Annotated in this window: 15 protein-coding genes; 2 read left to right on the top strand and 13 right to left on the bottom strand. The window is 69.3% G+C overall.

Annotated features, from left to right (window positions below; genetic code table 11):
* Window positions 1–131 precede the first annotated feature (131 nt).
* The 6 genes from glgB to map form a co-directional block, all read right to left on the bottom strand.
* Entirely contained in the window at window positions 132–2,333 is a 2,202-nt protein-coding gene (gene glgB / locus ACO2Q2_RS14265; protein WP_423256512.1) for a 1,4-alpha-glucan branching protein GlgB, read from the bottom strand.
* A complete protein-coding gene (gene treS / locus ACO2Q2_RS14260) occupies window positions 2,330–5,638 on the bottom strand; it encodes a maltose alpha-D-glucosyltransferase (RefSeq protein ID WP_423256510.1) in 3,309 nt (1,102 codons plus the stop codon). Before treS ends, glgB begins: the two co-directional genes overlap by 4 nt.
* Before the next feature lie 136 nt (window positions 5,639–5,774).
* Window positions 5,775–8,960, bottom strand: coding sequence for a maltotransferase domain-containing protein (locus ACO2Q2_RS14255; protein ID WP_423256508.1), 3,186 nt, complete (start codon window positions 8,958–8,960; stop codon window positions 5,775–5,777).
* 122 nt (window positions 8,961–9,082) lie between these two features.
* Complete coding sequence (locus ACO2Q2_RS14250) at window positions 9,083–9,298, bottom strand: DUF3606 domain-containing protein (RefSeq protein WP_423256507.1); 216 nt, start codon at window positions 9,296–9,298, stop codon at window positions 9,083–9,085.
* 758 nt (window positions 9,299–10,056) lie between these two features.
* On the bottom strand, window positions 10,057–12,699 hold the full coding sequence (gene glnD / locus ACO2Q2_RS14245) for a [protein-PII] uridylyltransferase (protein WP_423256505.1): 2,643 nt from the start codon (window positions 12,697–12,699) through the stop codon (window positions 10,057–10,059).
* A gap of 191 nt (window positions 12,700–12,890) precedes the next feature.
* A complete protein-coding gene (gene map / locus ACO2Q2_RS14240) occupies window positions 12,891–13,655 on the bottom strand; it encodes a type I methionyl aminopeptidase (RefSeq protein WP_423256503.1) in 765 nt (254 codons plus the stop codon).
* A 320-nt stretch (window positions 13,656–13,975) separates the two neighbouring features.
* On the opposite strand from map, the gene rpsB reads away from it, so the two are divergent.
* Window positions 13,976–14,848 (top strand): 30S ribosomal protein S2, encoded by an 873-nt coding sequence (rpsB, locus tag ACO2Q2_RS14235; protein ID WP_423256501.1) that lies wholly within the window; start codon window positions 13,976–13,978, stop codon window positions 14,846–14,848.
* A gap of 67 nt (window positions 14,849–14,915) precedes the next feature.
* Window positions 14,916–15,794, top strand: a complete 879-nt coding sequence (tsf, locus tag ACO2Q2_RS14230) for a translation elongation factor Ts (protein ID WP_423256499.1) — start codon at window positions 14,916–14,918, stop codon at window positions 15,792–15,794.
* Window positions 15,795–15,995: 201 nt separating this feature from the next.
* On the opposite strand, the gene ACO2Q2_RS14225 is transcribed toward tsf, so the two are convergent.
* The 7 genes from ACO2Q2_RS14225 to cbbX all read right to left on the bottom strand — a co-directional run bounded on the left by ACO2Q2_RS14225 (window position 15,996) and on the right by cbbX (window position 23,727).
* On the bottom strand, window positions 15,996–16,772 hold the full coding sequence (locus ACO2Q2_RS14225) for an HAD-IA family hydrolase (RefSeq protein ID WP_423256497.1): 777 nt from the start codon (window positions 16,770–16,772) through the stop codon (window positions 15,996–15,998).
* Window positions 16,773–16,774: 2 nt separating this feature from the next.
* Window positions 16,775–17,812 (bottom strand): class II fructose-bisphosphate aldolase, encoded by a 1,038-nt coding sequence (gene fba / locus ACO2Q2_RS14220; RefSeq protein ID WP_423256495.1) that lies wholly within the window; start codon window positions 17,810–17,812, stop codon window positions 16,775–16,777.
* 112 nt (window positions 17,813–17,924) lie between these two features.
* On the bottom strand, window positions 17,925–18,686 hold the full coding sequence (locus tag ACO2Q2_RS14215) for an HAD-IA family hydrolase (RefSeq protein ID WP_423256493.1): 762 nt from the start codon (window positions 18,684–18,686) through the stop codon (window positions 17,925–17,927).
* The gene (tkt, locus tag ACO2Q2_RS14210; protein WP_423256491.1) at window positions 18,683–20,680 is read right to left on the bottom strand and encodes a transketolase; all 1,998 of its coding nucleotides are present in this window, start codon (window positions 20,678–20,680) and stop codon (window positions 18,683–18,685) included. Before tkt ends, ACO2Q2_RS14215 begins: the two co-directional genes overlap by 4 nt.
* On the bottom strand, window positions 20,680–21,564 hold the full coding sequence (locus ACO2Q2_RS14205) for a phosphoribulokinase (protein ID WP_423256489.1): 885 nt from the start codon (window positions 21,562–21,564) through the stop codon (window positions 20,680–20,682). Before ACO2Q2_RS14205 ends, tkt begins: the two co-directional genes overlap by 1 nt.
* An 83-nt stretch (window positions 21,565–21,647) precedes the next feature.
* Window positions 21,648–22,724, bottom strand: a complete 1,077-nt coding sequence (locus ACO2Q2_RS14200) for a class 1 fructose-bisphosphatase (protein WP_423256488.1) — start codon at window positions 22,722–22,724, stop codon at window positions 21,648–21,650.
* 7 nt (window positions 22,725–22,731) lie between these two features.
* Window positions 22,732–23,727 carry a CbbX protein gene (cbbX, locus tag ACO2Q2_RS14195; protein ID WP_423256486.1) on the bottom strand — a complete coding sequence of 332 codons (996 nt, stop codon included), beginning with the start codon at window positions 23,725–23,727 and terminating at the stop codon, window positions 22,732–22,734.
* Between the last annotated feature and the right edge of the window lie 108 nt (window positions 23,728–23,835).

The following is a 23,835-nucleotide window of genomic DNA, read 5'->3' as shown; positions in this document are numbered from 1 at the left end:
CACCGCGGCCGCGCACAAGGTGCACTCCCACACGGGTATGGGGAGACGTTCATTGGCATCAAATCCTTGCAGGAGCTCACCCGTGCGCGACCACGGGACAATGGCAGCCTGACACGGGTGCCGGATGGCGTTCATGGCTGCTCGGCCAGGTAGATGACGGTGGCCAGCGGCGGCAGCGTGAGGGTCACCGAGCGGGGCTGGCCGTGGATCGGCACCGGCTCGGCCGGTGCCTCGTCCTGCCCCACGCCGGAGCCACCGTAACCGGCGGCGTTGCTGTTGATCGCCAGCTGCCAGCGGCCCTCGTGCGGCACGCCGATGCGGTAGTCGTGCAGCGTGGCGGGCGTGAGGTTGCTGACCACCAGCGCCGTGCGCGCGCCCTCGGCGAAGCGCAGCCAGGCAAACACGCTGTTGGACGCGTCATCGCCGATTGCCCAGCGGAAGCCGCGCGGATCGCCATCCCAGGCGTGCAAAGCAGGTTCCCTTGCAAGCAGACGGTTGAGATCGCGCAGCAGCAGCTGCACGCCGCGATGGCGCGGGTCGTCCAGCAGGTCCCACGGCAGCTGCGCATCGTGGTTCCACTCGGTCGGTTGCGCCAGCTCGGCGCCGGCGAAGACGAGCTTCTTGCCCGGATGCGCCCACATGAAGCCGTAGTAGGCGCGGAGGTTGGCGAAGCGCTGCCAGTCGTCGCCGGGCATGCGGCCCAGCAGCGAGCGCTTGCCGTGCACCACCTCGTCGTGCGACAGCGGCAGCACGTAGTGCTCAGAGTAGGCATACACCATGGCGAAGGTCATCTGGTGGTGGTGCCAGCGCCGGTGGATCGGGTCGCGTGCCATGTATTCCAGCGTGTCGTGCATCCAGCCCATGTTCCACTTGTAGTCGAAGCCCAAGCCGCCTTCGGTGGGTGCACGGGTGACGCCCGGCCAGGCGGTCGATTCCTCGGCAATCGTAAGCACGCCCGGGTGATGCTGATGCACCACGGTGTTGAAGCGCTTGAGGAAGGCTATGGATTCGAGGTTCTCGCGGCCGCCGTGAATGTTCGGTACCCACTCGCCCTGCTTGCGGCTGTAGTCGCGATAGAGCATCGAGGCAACCGCGTCCACGCGCAGCCCGTCGATGTGGAAACGGTCCAGCCAGGCCAGCGCGCTGCCGATCAAAAAGCCGGAAACCTCGTGGCGGCCCAGGTTGTAGATCAGCGTGTTCCAGTCCTGGTGGAAGCCTTCGCGCGGGTCGGCGTGCTCGTAGAGCGCGGTGCCGTCGAAGCGCGTCAGGCCATGGGCATCGGTGGGGAAATGCGCCGGCACCCAGTCGACGATCACGCCCAGCCCCGCCGTGTGGCAGCGGTCGACGAAGCGCGCGAACGCCTCCGGCGGCCCGAAGCGCGCGGTCGGCGCGTACTGGCCCAGCGTCTGATAGCCCCAGGAGCCGCCGAACGGATGCTCGGCGATCGGCAACAGTTCCAGATGGGTGAAGCCCATGCCGACCAGGTAGGGGATCAGCCGCTCGGCCAGCGCCTCCCAGCCGGGCGACCGACCGTGCGCGTCGTGCCACCAGGAGCCGGCGTGCAGCTCGTAGATCGACAGCGGCGCCTCCAGGCGCTGGCGGCCGGCGCGTTCGGCCAGCCAGGCCTGATCGGTCCAGCGGAACGGCTCGGCCGCGGCGACCACGGAGGCGGTCGCGGGCGGCGCCTCGGTTGCCAGCGCGACCGGATCGGCCTTCTGCCGCACGCTGCCGTCGGCGCCCAACAGCTCGTACTTGTAGCGCGCACCCGGTTGCAGGCCAGGCACGAACAGCTCCCACACGCCGTACGGTTGACGCAGCCGCATCGGGTGCCGGCGACCGTCCCACTGGTTGAAGTCGCCCACCACGCTGACCCGCCGCGCATTCGGCGCCCATACCGCGAAGCGCACGCCCGGCACGCCATCGACCGCCATCGCATGCGCGCCCAGCTGGCGGTGTACCGCCGGATGCTGCCCCTGCGCGAGCAGGTCCAGATCGTGCGGATCGAGCAGGGTGCCGAAGGCGTAGGTGTCCTCGATCTCCTGCAGCGCGGCCGGCCAGTGCACGCGCAGGCGATAGGCGCCCTCGCTCGGCACCACGCCGATGAACAGGCCCTCGCTCGGCTGGTCGAGGGTGGCGAGCAAATTGCCTTGCGCGTCCACCGCCTCGACCGTGCATGCGCCCGGCTGCAGCGTGCGCACCACGCGCTGGTCATCGATGCGATGCGGGCCCAGGACAGCGAACGGATCGCCATGGCGCGCCTGCAGCAGCGCATCGCGTGTGCCCGGATCGAGCGCGCCAGCGTCGCGGCCGTCGCGGATCGGCGCCTGGCTCATGCGCCGGCCTCCGGCGCGCCGACCGCCGCCTCGGTGGTCAAACGCAGCAGGCCCTGCACCGGAATGCCGAGCCAGCCGGGCCGGCTGGCCGCCTCGTAGACGATCTCGTAGGCGGCCTTGTCCAGCAGGAACAGCTCCAGCAACGGCGCCAGTGCCGTGGGGCCAACCCAGCGCACCGGCGCGCGTTCGAGCACCGCCACATAGGCGGCCAGGAACACTTCCGGTGCACGCAGGCGGAAGCGCTCCAGGTAGGGCGCGAACAGCGGGTCTCCCAGCGGTGCGATGCCATCCTCGGCGCGCGCGGCGACCGCCGCCACGTAGTCCAGCGAACGCAGGAAGCCGGCGACGTCGCGCAACGGCGTGGTCTTCAGCCGGCGCTCGGCCAGCGGGCGTGCGGGCTCGCCTTCGAAGTCGATCAGCCAGGCATCACCCTGCACCACCAGCACCTGGCCCAGGTGGAAGTCCCCGTGCACGCGGGTGCGCAATACGCCGGCGCCGTGTGCGGCCAGCGCGTCGATCCGCCGGCACAGCGCCTCGCGCCGCTCGAACAGGCGCTGGCGCTGGCTGCGCAGGACTTCGTCGGCGGTATCGAGGTGCTCGATGGCCTCCATCGCGTGGTCGAGCTGGGCGCGCACCTCGGCCGCCCAGGCGGCTGCATCGGCCGCGTCTGCGGTCTGCGGCTGGAACGCCTCGTCGTCGCACGGCTGCGCCAGCACCGCATGCAGTTCGCCCAGGCGCGTGCCCACCGCGGCGGCGAAGCTGTCGTAGTCGGCCAGGATCTCGGCGCGCGCCGCGTCGTCCACGGCGTGGCTGAATTCGTCGTAGCTGCGCTGCAGGTAGTCGAGCGTCCAGCGCCAGGCATCGCCCTGGTTGCGCACGAAGCCCTGCAACACCGCCAGTGCGGAGGGCACGCCGTCGGCGCCCACGTGCAACACCTCGCCCAGCAGCGGCGGGCTGTGCGTGTAGCCCACCCGGGTGAGATGACGACCCATCTCCAGCTCCGGATTGAGCCCGTGGGCCACATGCCGGAACAGCTTGAGCATCCCCGCCTCGTGCACGATCACCGAACTGTTGGACTGCTCCGCCGACAGCCAGCGGTTGGCCAGGTCGGCTGGAAAGTCGGTCGCATCCAGCGCCGGCGTAGCGGTGAAGCGGATCATCCCACCGCGCTTGAGCGGCAGCTCCACGCGCTGGCGCAGGCCACGCAGCAGGCCGGAGATGAAGGCATCCAGCACGAAGCCGTCGGTGAGGAAACCCACCCGGCGGCCGCGACGAACCCGCGCCAGTGCCAGCTGCTGCGCGCGTGGCGGCGGGTTCTCGTCTTCCCAGATGATCCCCAGCGGCAGGCAATAGCGCTCGATGCTGCCGTCCTTGAGCGTGGCGATGATCTCGGTCACCACCAGGTCCTCGCCGCGGTCGGGCCACGGCTGCGCGTACATCACGCTGATCGCGGCGATGCCGCGGTCCTTGGCGCCGAACCAGCGCCGTTTGCCCAGGTAGGTGGGCAGCACGTCGCGCTCCAGGGCGCCGCGGTGGTGCGCCATCACCGGACCGTCCACCAGCGGCCCGCGCAGCACCAGCGTCTCGTAGTCGGGCATCGGCTCGGCCGGCACCTGGTGCCAGGCAGGCATCTGCGCATTGGCACACAGCTGGAAGGCGTAGAAGCCGTACGGCGGCAGCGTGAGCAGGTACGGCAGGCGCCCGATCGGGGGAAACGAGGTGCCGCCGATGATCTCCACCGGCACGCGGCCGTCGAACGCACCCAGATCCAGCTCCACCGCCTGCAGTGTGCGCGACATGTTCGCCACGCACAGCACCTGCTCGTCCTGGTACTCGCGCAGGTAGGCCAGGATCTTGCGGTTCCCGGGGTACAGGAACTTGATGCTGCCGCGCCCGAACGCCTTGTAGCGCTTGCGCACGGCAAGCACGCGGCGGGTCCAGTTGAGCAGCGAGTGCGGGTCGCGTGCCTGCGCCTCGACGTTGATCGCCTGGTAGCCGTACAGCGGGTCCATGATCGGCGGCAAGACCAGCTTGGCCGGGTCGGCCCTGGAGAAGCCGCCGTTGCGGTCCATCGACCATTGCATCGGCGTGCGCACGCCGTCGCGATCGCCCAGGTGGATGTTGTCGCCCATGCCCAGCTCGTCGCCGTAATACAGCACAGGCGTACCGGGCATGGTGATCAGCAGCGAATTCATCAGCTCGATGCGGCGGCGGTCGCGCTCCATCAACGGCGCCAGGCGCCGGCGGATGCCGAGGTTGATGCGCGCCCGCCGGTCGGCCGCGTAGGTGTCCCACAGGTAGTCACGCTCGACGTCGGTGACCATCTCCAGGGTCAGCTCGTCGTGGTTGCGCAGGAAGATCGCCCACTGGCAGTTGTCTGGGATCGCCGGCGTCTGGCGCATGATGTCGGTGATCGGGAAGCGATCCTCGCGCGCGATCGCCATGTACATGCGCGGCATCAGCGGGAAATGGAACGCCATCTGGCATTCGTCGCCGTTGCCGAAGTAGTCCTGGGTGTCCTCCGGCCACTGGTTGGCTTCGGCCAGCAGCATGCGGTCGGGGTAGTGCTCGTCGATCTCCTTGCGGATCAACTTGAGGATCGCATGCGTCTCGGGCAGGTTCTCGTTGTTGGTGCCCTCGCGCTCGATCAGGTAGGACACCGCATCCAGCCGCAGGCCGTCGACGCCGATGTCCAGCCAGAAGCGCATCACGCCGAGCACCGCCTTGACCACCGCCGGGTTGTCGAAGTTGAGATCCGGCTGGTGCGAGAAGAAGCGGTGCCAGAAGTATTGGCCGGCGACCGGATCCCAGGTCCAGTTGGACTTCTCGGTATCCAGGAAGATGATCCGCGTGCCAGCGTAGGCCTGGTCGGTGTCGGACCATACGTAGAAGTTGCGCGCCACCGAGCCGCGCCTGGCCCGCCGCGCGCGCTGGAACCACGGGTGCTGATCGGAGGTGTGGTTGATCACCAGCTCGGTGATCACGCGCAGGCCGCGCGAGTGCGCCGCGGCGATGAACTGCCGGGCGTCGGAAAGTCGGCCGTAATCCGGATGCACGTCCTTGTATTCGGAGATGTCGTAGCCGTCGTCGCGCCGTGGGCTGGGATAGAACGGCAGCAGCCACAGCGTGTTGACACCCAGCTCGACGATGTAGTCGAGCTTGTCGATCAGGCCCTGGAAGTCGCCGACGCCGTCGTCGTTCGCATCGAAGAACGACTTGACGTGCACCTGGTAGATCACCGCGTCCTTGTACCAGAGCGGGTCGTTGGAGAAATTGCGCCGGGTGGTCCTGGCCTGCGCGCTCATGCGGGACTCCTCTGGTGCGCGAACGCATGCCCTCCGGTAGGAGCGCACCCTGTGCGCGACCGCGGTGGTACGCCGTTGCCGCGCGGTCGCGCACAGGGTGTGCTCCTGCATGGGTGCAGCGCGGAGACGCGGGAACTCATGCCCGGCCCTCCACCCGCCAGATCGCGTACGGCAGGTCCTGCCCCAGCCATGCCTGCTGGCGACCGCCGCGCCAGGTCAGCGTGGCGTCGCGCAGCAGGTCCTCCACGGTGAGCGGCGCGTCCTCGGCCACGCCCCAGTCGGCGAGCGGCAGGTGCAGCTCGCTCGCCTGCGCGTGGTGCGGATCCAGGTTGATCGCCACCAGCACGCGGTCGCGCTCGCCGACGCCGTCGCCGGTGGCGAGGTATTTCTCGAAGAACAGCACCTGCGGGTTGTCCGCGCGCAGGAAGCGCACGTTCAGGTGGCTCTGCAGCGCCGGCTGCTCGCGGCGGATCGCGTTGAGCTGGGTGAGCTCGGCGATGATGTTGCCCGGCGCGGTCCAGTCGCGCGGCTTGATCTCGAATTTCTCCGAGTCCAGGTACTCCTCCTTGCCCGGAATCGGCACCGCCTCGCATAGCTCGAAGCCGGAGTACATGCCCCACAGGCCCGACAGCGTGGCCGCCAGCGCGGCGCGGATCAGAAAACCGCTGCGCCCGGACTGCTGCAGGAAGTACGGGTTGATGTCCGGCGTGTTGACGAAGAAGTTCGGGCGGAAGAACTCCCGCGGCGGCCCCTGCGTGAGCTCGGTGAGGTAGTCGGTGAACTCCTGCTTGCCATGGCGCCAGGTGAAGTACGTATAGGACTGGTTGAAACCCAGCTTGGCCAGGCGGTACATCGGCTTGGGCCGGGTGAAGGCCTCGGCCAGGAACAGCGTGTCCGGGTACTGGCTGCGCACGCGCGCGATCAACCACTCCCAGAACGGGTACGGCTTGGTGTGCGGGTTGTCCACCCGAAAGCTGCGCACGCCCTCGCCGGCCCAGTACAGCACCACGTCACACAAGGCCTGCCACAGCGAGGGCACTGCGCCCTCGGCGTAGAAATCCACGTTGACGATGTCCTGGTATTTCTTTGGCGGGTTTTCCGCGTAGCGCAGGCTGCCGTCGGGGCGCCAGTCGAACCACTCGGGATGTTCGCCGAGCCACGGGTGGTCGGGCGAGCACTGGATGGCGAAGTCGAGCGCGAGCTCCAGCCCGTGCGCCTGCGCCGCATCGCGCAGGGCACGGAAGTCCTCGAGGGTGCCCAGCTGCGGGTGGATCGCCGTGTGGCCCCCTTCGGCCGAGCCGATCGCATACGGGCTGCCCGGATCGTGCTCGTCGGGGGTGAGCGTGTTGTTGCGCCCCTTGCGGAAGGCACGGCCGATCGGATGGATCGGCGGGAAATACAGCACGTCGAAGCCCATCGCCTGGATCGCCGGCAGCCGCGCGATGACATCGCGGAAGGTGCCGTGGCGAGAGGCGTCGCTCGTCTGCGAGCGGGGAAACAGCTCGTACCAGTTGGCGAACTGCGCCGCGTGCCGATCGACCTCCAGCGCGAGCGGCGGATGCTCCACCGCGAATGGCCTCGGGTCGGCCTGGGCCATGGCCTGTTGCGTGTCCTCGGCGATCAGCAACCGGTAGCGCGCCGCGTCGTCGGCGGCCTTGGCCAGGGCGCCGGCCAGGGCGCGCAGCGGCTTGCGCCGGGCGGGCGCGGCGCTGGCGGCGAAGGCCTCGACCAGCTGCTGTCCCTCGCGCATCTCCAGGGCGAGCGGCACCCCGGCGTCGTGCTTGGCCACGATCTCGTGGCGGTAGCTGGCGTAGGCATCGCGCCAGGCCTGCACGGTGTACTCGTAACGGCCCACCCGCAGCGGCACGAAGGTGGCGGCGTAGCGGTCGTTGCCCAGCGGCTGCATGGGCTGTTCCTGCCACTGTTTCTCGTCGACCGCCCGCCAGCGCAGGCGCACCGCCAGCCGGTCGTGGCCATCCATGAAGACGTCGGCCTCCACCCGCACGCTGTCGCCGACCACGCGCTTGATGGGGAAGCGGCCACTATCGACGCGTGGGGTGATCGCCTCGATGGCGATGCGTGGCGCGGCGGTCGCCGCGAGCAGCGCCTGCTTCCTGGCGGCAGGCGCCACGCGCGTCGTCACCGGGCGCGTGCGTTCGCCCAGCAGCAGGCGGATGCCGCCGGCCGCCAGCATCAGCACCGGCGCATCGAAGGTCGTCGCGGTGGCCCCGCCGCCGGCATCGCGCCAGTGGGCAAAGCCGCGCGCGGCGCCGCCGGCGATGTCGCCGAGGTGCACCACGCTGTCGCCGTCCAGCCGCGCGTTGAACAGGGCCAGCCGCGCCTGGTCGCCGGACTGGCACAGCACACCGACCCACGCGTCGTCCACGTGCAGCGCCGGCATCTGCCGCGTCTGCACGCCCGGGTCGGCCAGCCAGCCATTGATGCGCCGGACGTCGTCGGCCAGCGCACTGGCGCCGGCGGCAGGGTCGCCGACGAAGCCGGCCGGCATCAGCCAGCCGCAGGCACAGGCGGCGGCGAACCAGGCGGCCCGTCGGCGGCTGAGTTCGGTGGTACCGGCGGCGCCTGGCGAACCGGGAGCGTCGAAGGGCGTGGCGGCACACGCCAGCGGCGGGGCCACGTTCGTCAGCCGGCGCAGTTCCCGCGCCAGCCAGCCGGCGCGGAAGTCCCACCATTCGGCCGAGCAGAAGCTGTAGTCGAAACCCGCTGTGGCCAGCGCGGACAGCGCCGACGGCGGCAAGCCCTGCGTCCAGCCCAGCAGCAGGGCGGCGCGGGCATGCGCATGCAGGCCGTCGAGCAGATGCTCCCACCACGCCGGCGGGGCGGCCTCCAGCGACAGGAAACGGTAGCCGGCGACGCCTGCCTCCAATCCATGCCACAGGCGCTCGCACCACCAGGCCAGTGCCTCGGGTGCCACCGCCTCGTCATGCAGACGCCAGCGCACGCCGGCCTCGGGCGCGGGCTTGCGCGGATCAGGCAGGCTCGCCGGATGCGCCAACGCGTTGAACCAGCCCGGATGCTGCGCGCGCACCGCCAGACCGGGAGAAAGCGGCTGCGCCACATCGACATCCAGCAGCAGCGCCAGGCCGTGTGCCGCGCACTGCTCGATCCGCGCCGACAGCGTCGGCCCGCTGGCGGGCGGCTCGCCCGCAGCGTCTGTCGGCAGGACACCGGCGGCCAGCACGTGGCTGAAACCCAGCTCGCTCGCCTGCGCCAGCCAGGGTGCCCAGGCCTCGGGGTCGTCATCAAGCCCGGCGGGCAGACTGAAGATACGAAGCGCCGTCGCGGCTGCGTGAGCCGGCATATCTACTCCCGAGATGGAACGCGCCGTTGCCGGCACACCTGCTAGGCCATACCGTGCCCGGCGCGAGCGGCCGCCGGGCGATCGGACGTTTGGATGGAACCGCGCGCAAGACCCTCCGACGCTCAGGCCCCCCGTTTGCGGTGACCCCCACGCGGCTCGTCCGCGCGATTGGCCTGTGGCCGCTGGGTGTACTGGCGCACCGCCTGCGTGCTGGTGCCGACCGCGGCAATGGCTTGCCGCAGGTCGCCCTCCGAAATGCGCAACTGCTTGGACCAGTACCGTATGGCGAACGGATCGGCGGCGTTGATGGTGTTAAGAGTCCGATCGGGCTGACTCATCGGAGGTAACCACTCGGTGGCGGTCTCGGCGTCGCCGCGTACGGCAGGGATTTCATCTTGCAATCGCGAGCCTGAAGGCGCCGTCATGGCCGGATGAGGATGGTGTAACGGCCGCGCTCAATGCACCGCCCGGACCACTCGTGCACTGCGTTCTGCGCAGGCCGCCGGCGACATGCCTCGGATCGTGTACCGCATGGCGTGTGGCATGGCGACCGGCCCCGGACTGTAAGGAGCCCACCTGTGGTCGCCCTTCACCCACCGTCTCGCATGGGGGCCTCCGCGATGGCGGCCGGCAGGCAGCACAGGCCCGAGGCGTTCCCATATATCACGCTCTGTAGCCCCCCGCCCCAGCCGTCTCCCCAGCGGGGAGAGGGAGCACTCGCTCGATTCGAAGCCCTATCTCCAGCGTGGAGGGAGCACAAACCTCGCGCGACCGAAGCCCTCGTGCGAGCAGGCTCGGAGGAGAGGGCTCAAGATGCGAGCGCCACGCCATCTTGATACCCGCGCCTTGCTCCCTCTCCCCCGAACAGTTCCATCGTTTGGGGAAGATGGTCGGAGTGAGGGGGAGGCTTTTCGGTTTCCGGCGACAGCCGCCACGCTCTCCCGAGAAGAGCGACTTTCAAGATGCGCGAACCGGTCACCGTTCGCCCTGAGCGTAGCGAAGCGGAGTCGAAGGGCTGCGGGGACGCCCCACGGCTGCGGACCCGCCTCTCAGGTGAACGGTGCGGCGGGACTTCGCTCCTGCCGAGAGGAGACCCTCAAACCTTGGGTGGCGTCAGGCGCTGCAGCAATACGCCCTGCAGCCGCCCCTGCAGCCCGGCCGACAGCGGTGCATCGTGGCGGTCGGTGAGCTGGAAGAAATCCTCCACGCGTTCGCCGAAGGTGGCGATGCGCGCGTCCTGCACGCGCACGCCGACCTCCAGCAGCACCTGCGCCACGGCGGCGAGCAGGCCCGGGCGGTCGCTGCAGACCAGCGCCATCTGGGTGCGGCCGTCGATGGCGCTGAAGGCGATGCGCGGCGGCATCTGGAAATGCTTCAGGTGCCGCGACAGCCCGCGGCGGGTCGGCTGCACCGGCTTGGCCTCGGCCAGCGCGCGCAGCAGGCGCTGGCGCAGCTCGTCCGAGCGGGTGGCGTTGGCGGGCATCTGGGTGTCCGCCTCCAGCAGCAGGAAGGTGTCCATCGCCAGTCCGCTGGGCGAGCCGAGCACGCGCGCTTCCATCACCGAGAAATGCATGCGGTCGAGCATGGCGGTGACGCTGGCGAACAGACCATCGCGATCGGGCGCGCAGACGAACAGCTCGGTGCTGCCGCGGATCGAGAACGGATGCACCTCCACCAGCGGCAGCGCGCCGTTCGCACGCAGGATCGCCGCGGTCTGCCAGGCCACCTGCTCCGGGCGGTGGCGCAGGAAGCTGCGCTCGGGGAAGTCGCTCCACGCCGCCTCGACCTGCGCCGGCGCGAAGCCTTCGGCTTCGAGCAGCGCCATCGCGTAGGTGCGGCATTCGGCGATGCTGGCGCCGGCGTCGCGCGGCAGCGCGGCGTCGCTGCGCAGCGCGTAGCGGGTCGCGGTGTAGAGGTCGGCCAGCAGACGATCCTTCCAGGCGTTCCACAGCCGCGGGCTGGTGCCGATGATGTCGGCGATGGTGAGCAGGTAGAGCCGGTCCAGCCGCAGGCGGTCGTCCACCGTCTGGGCAAAGCGGTGCACCACGTCCGGGTCGGTGATGTCCTGGCGCTGCGCGGTGGTGCTCATCAGCAGATGCTGGCGCACCAGCCAGGCGACCGTGTCCACGCTTTCGGGCGACAGGCCGAGCCGCGTGCAGAACGCGCGGGCGTCCTCCTCGCCGAGCACCGAATGGTCGCCGCCGCGGCCCTTGGCGATGTCGTGGAACAGGCCGGCCAGCAGCAGCAGTTCGGGCTTGTCCAGCGAGGCCCAGATCTGGCAGCCGAGCGGGAATTCCTTGAACGCCGCTGGGTCGGCGAAGCGCGCCAGGTTGCGCAGCACGCGCAGCGTGTGCTCGTCCACGGTGTAGACGTGGAACAGGTCGTACTGCATGCGCCCGAACACCTTGCCGAACGCCGGCAGGATCGCCGCCAGCAGCCCGTGCCGGTTCATCCGCCACAGCGCATCCACCGCCGGCGCGCCGCGCTGGAGCAGCTTGAGGAATGCCGCCAGCGCGGTCGGATCGTCGGCCAGCGCGGTGCCGTGGTGGGCGGTGGCCTGATGGATGCGCCGCATGGTCTCGGCGCTGAAGCCGATCAGCTCGGGGTGATCCAGTCGCGCCAGGAAGATCTCCACCAGCGCCGCCGGCCGGGTCATGAACAGTTCCGGGTCGGCCGCGGCGATGCGCCGGCCGTGCTGCACGAAGCCGTCGCCGATCGGCGTCATCGCGCCGTCCGGCTCGAGCATCTCCTCGAAGCGCTCGACGATCTGCACCCCGAGCCGCTCCACCTGGCTGGCCGCGCGGTAGTAGCCCTGCATGAACTGCTCGACGCCGAGGTTCTTCTCGTGCTGGTCGACGAAGCCCATGCGCGCGGCCAGAGCGCGCTGGAAGTCGAACAGCAGCCGTTCCTCCGGCCGCCCGGCCTCCAGATGCAGGGCGAAGCGGTAGCGGCGCAGCGTGGCCTCGGCCGCGGCCAGCGTGGCGCGCTCGACCGGATCGAGCAGGCCCTCGGCGACCATCGCATCGAAGCCGTCGGCGTGCGCCAGGCGCAGGCCCAGCCAGCGCAGCGAGTCGAGCGTGCGCAGGCCGCCGGGGCCGTCCTTGAGGTTGGGCTCGAGGTTGTAGGCGGTGTCGTCGAAACGGGCGTGGCGAGCGTCGCGCTCGGCCAGCCGTGCGGCGAGGTAGGCGCGCGGCGGCCACAGCACCGGATCGTCGACGATGGCGCGCAACGCGGGATCCAGTGCCGGGTCGCCGGCCAGCCGGCGCGCATCGAGCAGGCTGGTGAACACGCTGGCCTCCGCGGCCGCCAGCGCGCGGCACTGGGCGGGCTCGCGCACCGCGTGGCCCACCTTCAGCCCGATGTCCCAGAACGTGGCGAAGCACTGCTCCAGCGCGCGGCGCAGGGTCGGCTCGTCGCCGGTGGTGAGAACCAGCAGGTCGACGTCCGAGTGCGGAAACAGCAGGCCGCGGCCGAAACCGCCGACCGCGAACAGCGCGGTGTCGAGCACCTCGCCCAGGCAGGCGTTCCACACGTGCACCACGATGCGCGCCACCGACTCGCTGCGGCGCGCCGCCAGGGCCGTGGCATCGGCACTGTCGCGGAAGGCGGTGGCCAGCGCGCGATCCATGTCGCCCAGCAACTGGCGCAACGCCTTGCGCGCCTCGGTCGAGACGCCCGAACGGGGCACCGCGACGGGCAGGCGCGGCAGCGGCGGCAGCGGGACGGCGATGGAGGGCATGGGAGGAGTGAGAAGTGAGGAGTGAGAGAAGGCAGGACAGTGTAGACCCCGGCATGGCCAGCGCCGGGGCCCGGGGCGCGGCTCCATATCAGCTCATGCCACGTCACCGCCGATCGCCCAAATGCAGAGGGCGCCACGTTGACCGGGCGCCCTCTTTCACTCCTCACTCCTCTCCACTCACTTCTCGCCCTTCAGGCATCCGGCCAGGGCGTGAGGATCTCGAAACCGTCGTCGGTCACCGCGATGGTGTGCTCCCACTGGGCGGAGAGCGAATGGTCCTTGGTAACCACTGTCCAGCCGTCGGGCAACTGCTTGGTGTGCGGCTTGCCGGCGTTGATCATCGGCTCGACGGTGAAGGTCATGCCCTTTTTCAGCTCGATGCCGGTGCCGGGCTTGCCGTAGTGCAGGACCTGCGGCTCGTCGTGGTAGACCTTGCCGATGCCGTGGCCGCAGTACTCGCGCACTACGGAAAAGCCGGCCGCCTCGGCGTGCTTCTGGATCGCCGCGCCGACATCGCCGAGCGTGGCGCCCGGGCGCACCGCCTGGATGCCGCGCATCATGGCATCAAAGGTGGTGTCCACCAGGCGCTTGGCCAGCACCGACGGCGTGCCCACGCAGTACATGCGGCTGGTATCGCCGTGCCAGCCGTCCTTGATGACGGTGACGTCCAGATTGATGATGTCGCCGTCCTTGAGCACCTTGCCCTCGGTCGGGATACCGTGGCAGATCACGTGGTTGACCGAGGTGCACAGCGTCTTGGGGAAGCCGTGGTAGCCCACGTTGGCCGGAATCGCCTTCTGCTTGTGCACGATGTGCTCGTAGGCGAGGCGGTCCAGCTCCTCGGTGGTGACGCCGGGCTTGACGTGCTCTTTCAGCACCGCCAGCACTTCGGCGGCGAGCTGGCCGGCCACGCGCATCGCGGCCAGGTCTTCGGGGGTCTTGAGGGTAATGGCCATGGTTCCACCCAGATGGCGGCGGCGGGCCGGCGGACCAACGCCCGCCGGCAACTTGCCGCCTAACCGGCGCACCGGCTACTATTTGCGAGTTTTGCAGGCCGCACGCGCCCTTTCCGGGTCATGTCGACTGCACAGCGAACGGGCATTGTAACCGCGCCGCGGAGCAAGCCCAACCAACGCCACACACGTATCGGCACCGCCTTCGGGGTGCCGCGTCCGTTTCCGCCACTCACCAGGAAACGCCGCGGTCGAAGGTAAGGGATGCGTGGAGGTCCCAACCCCCAGGTTCCTTCTGGAACCGACAATCCGGAGTTACACCCATGGCCCAAGTCACCATGCGCCAAATGCTCGAAGCGGGCGTCCATTTCGGTCACCAGACCCGTTACTGGAACCCCAAGATGGCGCCGTACATCTTCGGCGCGCGCGGCAAGATCCACATCATCAATCTCGAGAAGACCCTGCCGCTGTTCACCGACGCGATGAACTTCCTGTCGGGGCTGGCGCAAAAGCGCGGCACCATCCTGTTCGTCGGCACCAAGCGTTCGGCCCGCGAGCCGCTGGCCGAGGAAGCCGCACGCGCCGGCATGCCGTTCGTCACCGCCCGCTGGCTCGGCGGCATGCTGACCAACTTCCGCACCGTGAAGCAGTCGGTCGCGCGCCTGAAGGAACTGGAAGCGGCCGAGACCAACGGTTCGTTCGAGAAGCTGGTCAAACATGAAGTGCTGGCGCTGCGCCGCGAGCGCGACAAGCTGGAGAACTCGCTGGGCGGCATCAAGAACATGAACCGCCTGCCCGACGCGCTGTTCGTGATCGACATCGGCCACGAAGACATCGCCGTGCAGGAAGCTAAGAAGCTCGGCATCCCGGTGATCGCCGTGGTCGACACCAACTACAACCCGGAGCTGGTGGACTACGCCATCCCGGGCAACGACGACGCCATCCGCGCGATCCAGCTGTATGCCCGCGCCGCCGCCGACGCGATCCTGGAGGGCAGGGCCGCCGCGCCGAACGCCGCCCAGGGCGACGCCGACGAGTTCGTCGAGCTTGACGAGGAAGGCAACCCGGTCGCCAGGGACGAGGATCGCAAGGCCGCCGCGCCGCGCCGCGCCCCGGCCAAGAAGGGCGCCGGCGCGCCGCGCCGTGACGGCGGCCGCGGCCGTGGCGGTCGCGAGTCGTCCGACGCCGCCGAGTAAGCCTGACGCTTCACCCGCGGCGTGGCCCGACCCGGCCACGCCGCTCCCAAGCATTCGAGGAACTGACATGAGCAACATCTCCGCCCAGCTGGTGAAGGAACTGCGCGAGCGGTCCGGCGCCGGCATGATGGAATGCAAGAAGGCCCTGGTCGAGAACAATGGCGACATCGAAGTCGCCATCGAGTGGCTGCGCAAGAACGGCCTGGCCAAGGCCGACAAGAAGGCCGATCGCGTCGCCGCCGAAGGCCGCATCGCGGCCGCCCAGGCCGCCGGCAAGGCGGTGCTGGTCGAGGTCAACTGCGAGACCGACTTCGTCACCAAGAACCCCGACTTCGTCAAGTTCAGCGACAGCGTGGCTGCGGTGGCGCTGGAATCCGGTGCGACCGATATCGATGCGCTGAAGGCCGCCGCGTTCCCGGGCGCGAGCAATGTCGAGGAAGGCACCAAGGCGCTGATCGCCACCATCGGCGAGAAGATCGACGTGCGCCGCCTCGCCCGCGTCGAGACCGACGGCACGATCGGCAGCTACATCCACGGCGGCCGCATCGGCGTGCTGGTGGCCCTGAAGGGCGGCTCCGAGGAGCTGGCCAAGGGCGTGGCCATGCACGTGGCGGCGATGAACCCGCAGTACGTGAGGGCCGAGGACGTTCCCGCCGAGTTCGTGGCGAAGGAAAAGGACATCGCGCTGAGCCAGATGACCGACAAGGACAAGGCCAAGCCGGCCGAGATCCTGGAGAAGATCATCGCCGGCAAGATCAACAAGATCGTGTCCGAGGTGACCCTGCTCGGCCAGCCCTACGTGCTGGACACCGGCGTGACCGTCGGCGACGCGCTGAAGAAGGACGGTGCCGAGGTGGTTTCGGTGGCCCGCCTGGCCGTTGGCGAAGGCATCGAGAAAGTGCAGGAAGACTACGCCGCCGAAGTGGCCAAGGCGATGCAGGTCTGATCGCCCCGCTGCCCTCGGGCCGCTGAAGAAAGCCGCGGGTGACCGCGGCTTTTTTCTTGCCTGCGCCAGGCGCGTGGCGCACGCGCGCATCATCGGTGCCTGGCGTCACGCCGCCCCGGGCGGCGCACTCTCCCGCCCGTGAGCCACCGCCGACCGCGAGCCACAGATATCGCCGCCCCGACGCCGAACCATCCGCGCTGCTCAGCGAGGCGGCCCATCCTCATCCAGCACCATCCAGCGCGCAACCGCATGCAGATGGCGCAGCGCCGGCAGGTCGATCGGCGCGCCGACGCCGTCGGGCATCGCCATCGCATGATCCAGATCGCGGCACACGTGCACGGCGCCACGGAAATCGGCGTCCTCGAAATAGGCGCTGCGGGTCACCACGCAGCCCACTCCGGCCGCCCGGGATGCGCCAAGGCCGGCCGGCGAATCTTCGATCGCCATCGCATCGACGGCGGCCACGCCCAGCCGCTCCAGCGCCAGCTCGTAGGCCTGCGGATGCGGCTTTTTCAGCGGCGCATCCTCGGCGCACACCCGCACCGGAAACAGCGTGCGCCAGTCGGCGCCGAACAGCCGCGGAAACAGCGCCTCGATATTGCCGCGCCCGGTCGTGGTGGCCACCGCCAGATGTACGCCGGTGTCGACGCATGCGTGCACCAGTCGCAGCACGCCCGGCCGGGCGACAAGCACGCCCTGCTCCACCAGCTCGCAGTAGTGCTGCCCCTTGCGCCGATGCAGTTCACTGGCCAGTTGCAGACGCCCGGCCTCGGTGGCGGGCGCATCCGGACGCGACTCCATCCAGGCCAGCAGACGCTCCCGCCCACCGGGCACCCGCAGCAGATGGCCGTAGGTCGACACGTCCCAGTCCCACGCCAGGCCGCATTCGGCAAAGGCGCGATTGAAGGCCACGCGATGACCGTCGCGCTCGGTTTCCGCGATGGTGCCGTCGACGTCCCAGATGACCGCGCGCAGCATGGTCAGGCGTAGCGCCTGGCCATCGCTTCGAGCGACACCGGCTTGATCCTCGCTGCCTGGCCGGCCGAGCCGAACGCCTCGAAGCGCGCCTTGCAGATGCCGCGGGCAGCCTTCCTGGCGGCGATCAGCGGCTTGCGCGGATCGAACTCGCCCGGCTTCTCGGCCAGCAGCTGGCGCATCGCCCCGGTCATCGCCAGGCGGATGTCGGTGTCGATATTGACCTTGCGCACGCCGCTGCGGATGCCGCGCACGATCTCCTCCACCGGCACGCCGTAGGTCTCCTTGATGTCGCCACCGTACTGGCGAATGATCGCCAGCCACTCCTGCGGCACGCTGGAGCTGCCGTGCATGACCAGATGGGTGTCGGGCACGGCGGCATGGATCGCCGCGATGCGGTCGATGGCGAGGATGTCGCCAGTCGGCTGGCGGGTGAACTTGTAGGCGCCATGGCTGGTGCCGATGGCGATCGCCAGCGCGTCCACGCCGGTGCGCGCGACGAAATCCCGCGCCTGCTCCGGGTCGGTCAGCATCATGGCGTGGGTGAGCTTGCCCTCGGCGCCCACGCCGTCCTCCTCGCCGGCCTCGCCGGTTTCCAGCGAGCCCAGGCAGCCCAGCTCGCCTTCCACCGACACGCCGACCGCGTGGGCGAACTCGCAGACCTTGGCGGTGACGTCGACGTTGTAGTCGTAGCTCGACGGCGTCTTGGCATCCTCGCGCAGCGAGCCGTCCATCATCACGCTGGTGAAGCCGGAGCGGATCGACTGCTGGCAGACCGCCGGCGTGGCGCCGTGATCCTGGTGCAGCACGATCGGGATATCCGGATACGACTCCACCGCCGCCAGCACCATGTGTCGCAGGAACGCCTCGCCGGCGTAACTGCGCGCGCCGGCCGAGGCCTGCAGGATCACCGGCGACTGCACTTCGTCGGCCGCTTCCATGATGGCCTGGATCTGCTCGAGGTTGTTCACGTTGAACGCGGGCACGCCGTAGTCGTGCTCGGCGGCGTGGTCCAGCAACTGGCGTAGCGAAACAAGGGCCATCGTCATCTCCGTAAGGCGGGTAACCAAGGGTGCAACGGCACCCGGACGGGGGTAGTGCCGCCCCAATCCGTCGACCGGATCGGGGCCCATGCACGCGCGATCCGCGACGAACTCAGCCGGACAGGCCGGCCGCGCATGCCGCGGAAATCTCGGAAGCATTCGGGCCGTGGCGCAGCGAAAGCACGTGCTCGGCCACTTGCGGCAGGCTGTGGAACACCCGGCTCGGCCGGTCGTGTTCCACCGGCCGGCCCGCGTTGTAGCCCCAGGGCACCGCCCAGTCGACCACGCCGGCATGGCGCGCCGCATGCAGATCGGTCGCCGAGTCGCCCAGGTGCGCCGTGCGCGCCGGCTCGCAGCGCAGCATCGCCATCACGTGCTGCAGCACCCGCGCGTCGGGCTTTTTCCAGGCCAGCGAGTCGCCACCGATGACCTGCTCGAAATAGCCGGCGAGGTCGTTGGCATCGAGCACGCGCCGGGCATGGCGCAGCTCCTTGTTGGTCACCAGCCCCAGCCGCACGCCGCCCTCGCGCAACGCCTGCAGGCAGGCGTGCGCGCCGGGATAGGTGACGCCATGCGTGCCCGCGGTTTGCGCGTAGTGATGATCGAGCCGGGCCAGCACAAGCTCGCGGTCCAGCCGCTGTGCCGGGTCGATCTGCGCCAGCAGCCGGCGCATCAGCGCGTGCGCCCCGGCACCGATCAGCGCTTCGATCTGCGGCTGCGGGCACGGCGCCACGTCGACATCGGCCAGTGCACGATTGACCGCCTCGGCGATCTCGGCGGCGGTATCAACCAGGGTGCCGTCGAGATCGAAGGTGAGCAGGTCGATCCGCCCGGCGGTGTCGGCACGCGCGGTGCGGTGGGAGGGGACGGTCATGAGCCAAGCGTCTCCTGGATGCGGTCGGCGAGCGCCTGCGGCGTCAAGCCGAAATGCGCGAACACGTCGGCGGCGGGCGCGGACTCGCCGAAGCTGTCCACGCCCAGCGCGGCGACACAGCCGTACTGTCCCCACCAGGCGGTGACGCCCGCCTCCACGCCGAAGCGTGGCAGCATGCCGAGCACCTGCTCGCGGTAGGCGCGATCCTGCCGGTCGAAGCGGGTCGAACTGGGGATCGACACCACCCGCACCGGCACACCCCGCTCCGCCAGCAGCTGGCGCGCGCGCATCGCCAGCCCCACCTCCGATCCGGTCGCCAGCACGGTAGCCCGTGCCGCGTGATCCTCCGCCAGCACATAGCCGCCGCGGGCGATCGCCGCGACCTGCTCCGCGCTGCGGGCCTGCGTCGGCAGCGCCTGGCGCGACAGCAGCAGCGCGCTGGGCTGGGTGGCCGCGGCCAGGGCCTCGGTCCAGGCCACCGCGGTTTCGGTCGGGTCGCACGGGCGCCACACCGCCAGGTTGGGAATCAGCCGCAGGCTGGCCGCATGTTCCACCGACTGATGGGTGGGGCCGTCCTCGCCCAGGCCGATCGAGTCGTGGGTGAACACGTGGATGACCCGCAACTTCATCAGCGCGGCCATGCGGATCGCATTGCGGCTGTAGTCGCTGAAGGTGAGAAAGGTGCCGCCGTAGGGAATGAAGCCGCCGTGCAGGGCCATGCCGTTCATCACCGCCGCCATGCCGAACTCGCGCACGCCATAGGACAGGTGGCGCGCACCCGCGTCGGGAAAATCGGTGAGGTTGGAGCCGGTGAGGTCGGCGCTGCCGCCGAACATTTCCGGCAGCTCCGGCGCCAACTGCGCCAGCACCTGCTGCGAGGCCTTGCGCGTGGCGACGTCGTCGGTACGTGCCGCCTCGTGCTCCACCACCGCCGCGCTCAGCGTGTCCCAGTCGGAGGGCAACGTGCCGGCCATGCGCCGCTGCAATTCGGCCGCCAGTTCCGGATGCGCCGCGCGATAGGCGTCGAAGCGGGCCTGCCACCGGGCCTCAGCCTGCTCGCCGGCCTGGCGCGCGTCCCATCCGGCACGGGCATCGTCGGGCAGTTCGAACGGCGGATGAGACCAGCCCAGCGCCTCGCGGGTGGCGGCGATCTCGTCGACGCCCAGCGGTTCGCCGTGTGCACGCGCGGTGCCGGCGCGACCGGGCGAGCCGGCACCGATGGTGGTGCGGCAGACGATCAGCGTAGGCTTGCCGCGGCCACGCCTGGCCTGGGCGATCGCCGCTTCGACGGCACCGATGTCATGGCCGTCCAGCGGCCCGATCACGTCCCAGCCGCAGGCACGAAAACGCGCCGGGGTGTCGTCGCGGAACCAGCCCTGCACCGGGCCGTCGATGCTGATGCCGTTGTCGTCGTACAGCGCCACCAGCTTGTCGAGCTGCCACACGCCGGCCAGTGAAATCGCCTCCTGGCTGATGCCTTCCATCAGGCAGCCGTCGCCGAGGAACACGTAGGTGTGGTGATCGATCACCGTGTGCCCGGGACGGTTGAACTCCGCCGCCAGGCGCTTTTCCGCCAGCGCCATGCCGACCGCGTTGGTGATGCCCTGCCCCAGCGGCCCGGTGGTGGTTTCCACACCGGGCGTGATGCCGCGTTCGGGATGCCCCGGGGTGCGACTGTGCAGTTGGCGAAAACGCTTCAGCTCCTCGACGGGCAAATCGTAGCCGGTCAGGTGCAGCAGCGCGTACAGCAGCATCGAGGCGTGCCCGTTGCTGAGCACGAAGCGGTCGCGGTCGATCCAGCCCGGGTTGGCCGGGTTGTGCTTCAGGTGCGATCCCCACAGCGCCACGGCCATCTCGGCCATGCCCATCGGCGCGCCCGGATGGCCGGAGTTCGCCCGCTGCACCGCGTCCATCGCCAGTGCGCGCAGGGCGCTGGCGCGCGGATCGCGCGAGGCTTCGCCATGTTCGATGCGGATGCTCGACTGGCTGGCCATCACAGCGCCCCCAGCGCGCGCTTGCGCCGCTCCATCATGCGCCAGATGAATGGCGTGAAGATCATCTGCATGGCCAGCTCCATCTTGCCGCCGGGCACCACGATGGTGTTGGCGCGCGACATCCACGAGTTGTGGATCATGTTGAGCAGGTAGGGAAAGTCGATGCCCTTGGGATCGCGGAAGCGGATCACGCAGATGCTCTCGTCGGCATTGGGAATGTCGCGCGCGATGAACGGATTGGACGTATCCACCACCGGCACGCGCTGGAAGTTCACGTGGGTGCGCGAGAATTGCGGGCAGATGTAGTTCACGTAGTCGGGCATGCGGCGCAGGATGGTGTCGGTGACCGCCTCGGCGGTGTAGCCGCGCACGTTCTTGTCGCGATAGAGCTTCTGGATCCACTCCAGGTTGATCACCGGCACCACGCCGATCAGCAGGTCCGGATGCTGCGCCACGTCCACTTCCGGGGTCACCACCGCGCCGTGCAGGCCCTCGTAGAACAGCAGGTCGGTATTCGGCTCGATGTCTTCCCAGGCGGTGAAGGTGCCCGGCTCTTGCTGGTAGGGCGCGGCCTCGCCGGCATCATGCAGGTACTTGCGGCTCTTGCCGATGCCGGTGCGCGCGTAGTCGCCGAACAGTCGCTCCAGTTCGGCGAACAGGTTGTTCTCCGCGCCGAAATGGCTGAAGTGCATGTTGCCGGTCTGCTCGGCCTCGGCCTGGCGCAGGCGCATCTCCTTGCGGTCGAAGCGGTGGAAGCTGTCGCCTTCGATGATCGCCGCGGTGAGCCCCTCGCGCCGGAAGATGTTCTGGAACGTGCGCGTGACCGAAGTGGTGCCGGCGCCGGACGAACCGGTGATGGCGATGATCGGGTGGCATTCGGACATGAGGATTCCCCAGCAGCTCTCAGGAAGGGTCGGTGCCCGCCGCGCGCAGCGACGGACACGATGGAACCGGTGACTGGCGGATGTCAGTCGCGGAACAGCCCGCGCTCGGCAAACAGCGGATTGGAGGTTTCGCGCCGCGACGGCTCGTTGTGGTATTGCTCGATGCGCTCCACCTCGCGGCGCGAACCGAACACCAGGCCGATGCGCTGGTGCAGCGACTCGGGCGTGAGCGCCAGCACCGGCTGGCGGCCGGTGCTGGCGCGGCCGCCGGCCTGCTCCATCACCATGCCGATCGGATTGGCCTCGTACAGCAGCCGCAGGCGCCCGGCCTTGGCCGGATCCTTGCTGTCGCGCGGATACAGGAACACGCCGCCGCGCATCAGTATCCGGTGCGCCTCGGCCACCATGCTGGCGATCCAGCGCATGTTGAAATCCTTGCCGCGGATACCGGTCTTGCCGGCCAGGCATTCGTCCACGTAGCGCTTCACCGGCGCTTCCCAGAAGCGGCTGTTGGAGCTGTTGATGGCGAACTCGTGGGTGTCTTCGGGAATCCGCATGTCGGCATGGGTGAGCTTGAACTCGCCCACGTTGAGATCGAGCGTGAAACCGGCCACGCCGTTGCCCACGGTCAGCACCAGCATCGTGGTGGGTCCGTACAGCGCGTAGCCCGCCGCCACCTGGGTGGCCCCCGGCTGCAGGAAGTCGGCCTCGACCACGTCGCGACCCGAGTCGATCGCCTCCTGCGGCGCACGCAGGATCGAGAAGATGCTGCCGACCGAGACGTTGACGTCGATGTTGCTGGAGCCGTCCAGCGGATCGAACACCAGCAGGTACTTGCCGCGCGGATAGCTGGCGGGAATCTGGTAGGGCTCATCCATCTCTTCCGACGCCATGCCGGCCAGGTGGCCCGACCACTCGGTCTGGCGGATCAGCATCGCGTTGCTGGCGATGTCGAGCGGCTTCTGCTCCTCGCCCTGCACGTTGATCGCGCCGCCCGCCGGCGTCTCGGCCAGCGCGCCCAGGGCCACCGTGCGGGCGATCGCCTTGCAGGCGATCGATACGTCGAGGATCAGCGCGTTCAGTTCGCCGCTGGCGGTGGGGAAGCGACGACGCTGCTCGATCAGGTACTGGGTCAACGTGATGCGGTTGGACAGGGGCATGGCGACCTCAGGAACTCGGGTTCTGGAACACACGACTGGCCAGCAGATCGGCTGGAACGAGGGTGGTGAGGGCCGCTTCGTCGAGCACCCGGTCGCGATCGACGAACAGGCGGCTGGCCTGGCGCAGGCGGGCACGATCGAGCGCATTGCGCACGCTGCGGGCATTGGCGAAATGCGGCTGCACGATGCGCCGCTCGAGGTAGTCGTGGAACACCTCGGCGGCGCCCTCGCCGAAGCGGTAGTGCTGCTGATGCAGCATGCGTTCGGCAATCTGCGCGAGCTCGTCCACCGAGTAGTCGGGAAAATCCAGGTGGTGCGCGATGCGCGAACTCATGCCCGGGTTGGACTGGAAGAAGGTGTCCATGCGGTCCTTGTAGCCGGCCAGGATCACCACCAGGTCGTCTCGCTGGTTCTCCATCACCTGCAGCAGGATCTCGATCGCCTCGGCGCCGTAGTCGCGCTCGTTCTCCGGCTTGTAGAGGTAGTACGCCTCGTCGATGAACAGCACGCCGCCCATCGCCTTCTTCAGCACTTCCCTGGTCTTGGGCGCGGTGTGCCCGATGTACTGGCCGACCAGGTCGTCGCGCGTCACCGCCACCAGATGCCCCTTGCGCACATAGCCGAGGCGATGAAGGATCTCGGCCATGCGCATCGCCACCGTGGTCTTGCCGGTGCCGGGGTTGCCGGTGAAGCACATGTGCAGGCTGGGGTTTTCCGCCTGCAGGCCCAGGTTGATGCGCAGCTTGTCGATCACCAGCAGCGCGGCGATGTCGCGGATGCGCTGCTTGACCGGGCGCAGGCCCACCAGGTCACGATCGAGCTCGTCCAGCACGTCCTCGACGTGGCTCAGCGCCAGCACTTCGTTGACGGTGCGGGCGGCGGCCATGGCGGTCGCCTCGCCTTGCGCGGCCGGCGCCGGCGCCGTCACGGGCGCGGCGACGGTGGGCGCGCGGCTGCCGGGAATGCTGTAGTTCGGCGCGCCCATCTCAGAGGGTGTCGACAAAATAAAACAAACCTGTAGAATCTGCCGTAGGTCTCACGAGCGGACGGTTCTCATGGAACAAAAGAAGCGCAGTGACGTAAAGCGCGGGCGCAAGCCGGCGTTGAACGA

The sequence above is a fragment of the Dyella sp. KRB-257 genome (assembly GCF_049445995.1).
In the GTDB taxonomy this organism is placed as follows: domain Bacteria; phylum Pseudomonadota; class Gammaproteobacteria; order Xanthomonadales; family Rhodanobacteraceae; genus Dyella_A.
The sequence above is the reverse complement of the archived record's forward strand: the minus strand, read 5'-3'. Positions and strand labels throughout refer to the sequence as shown.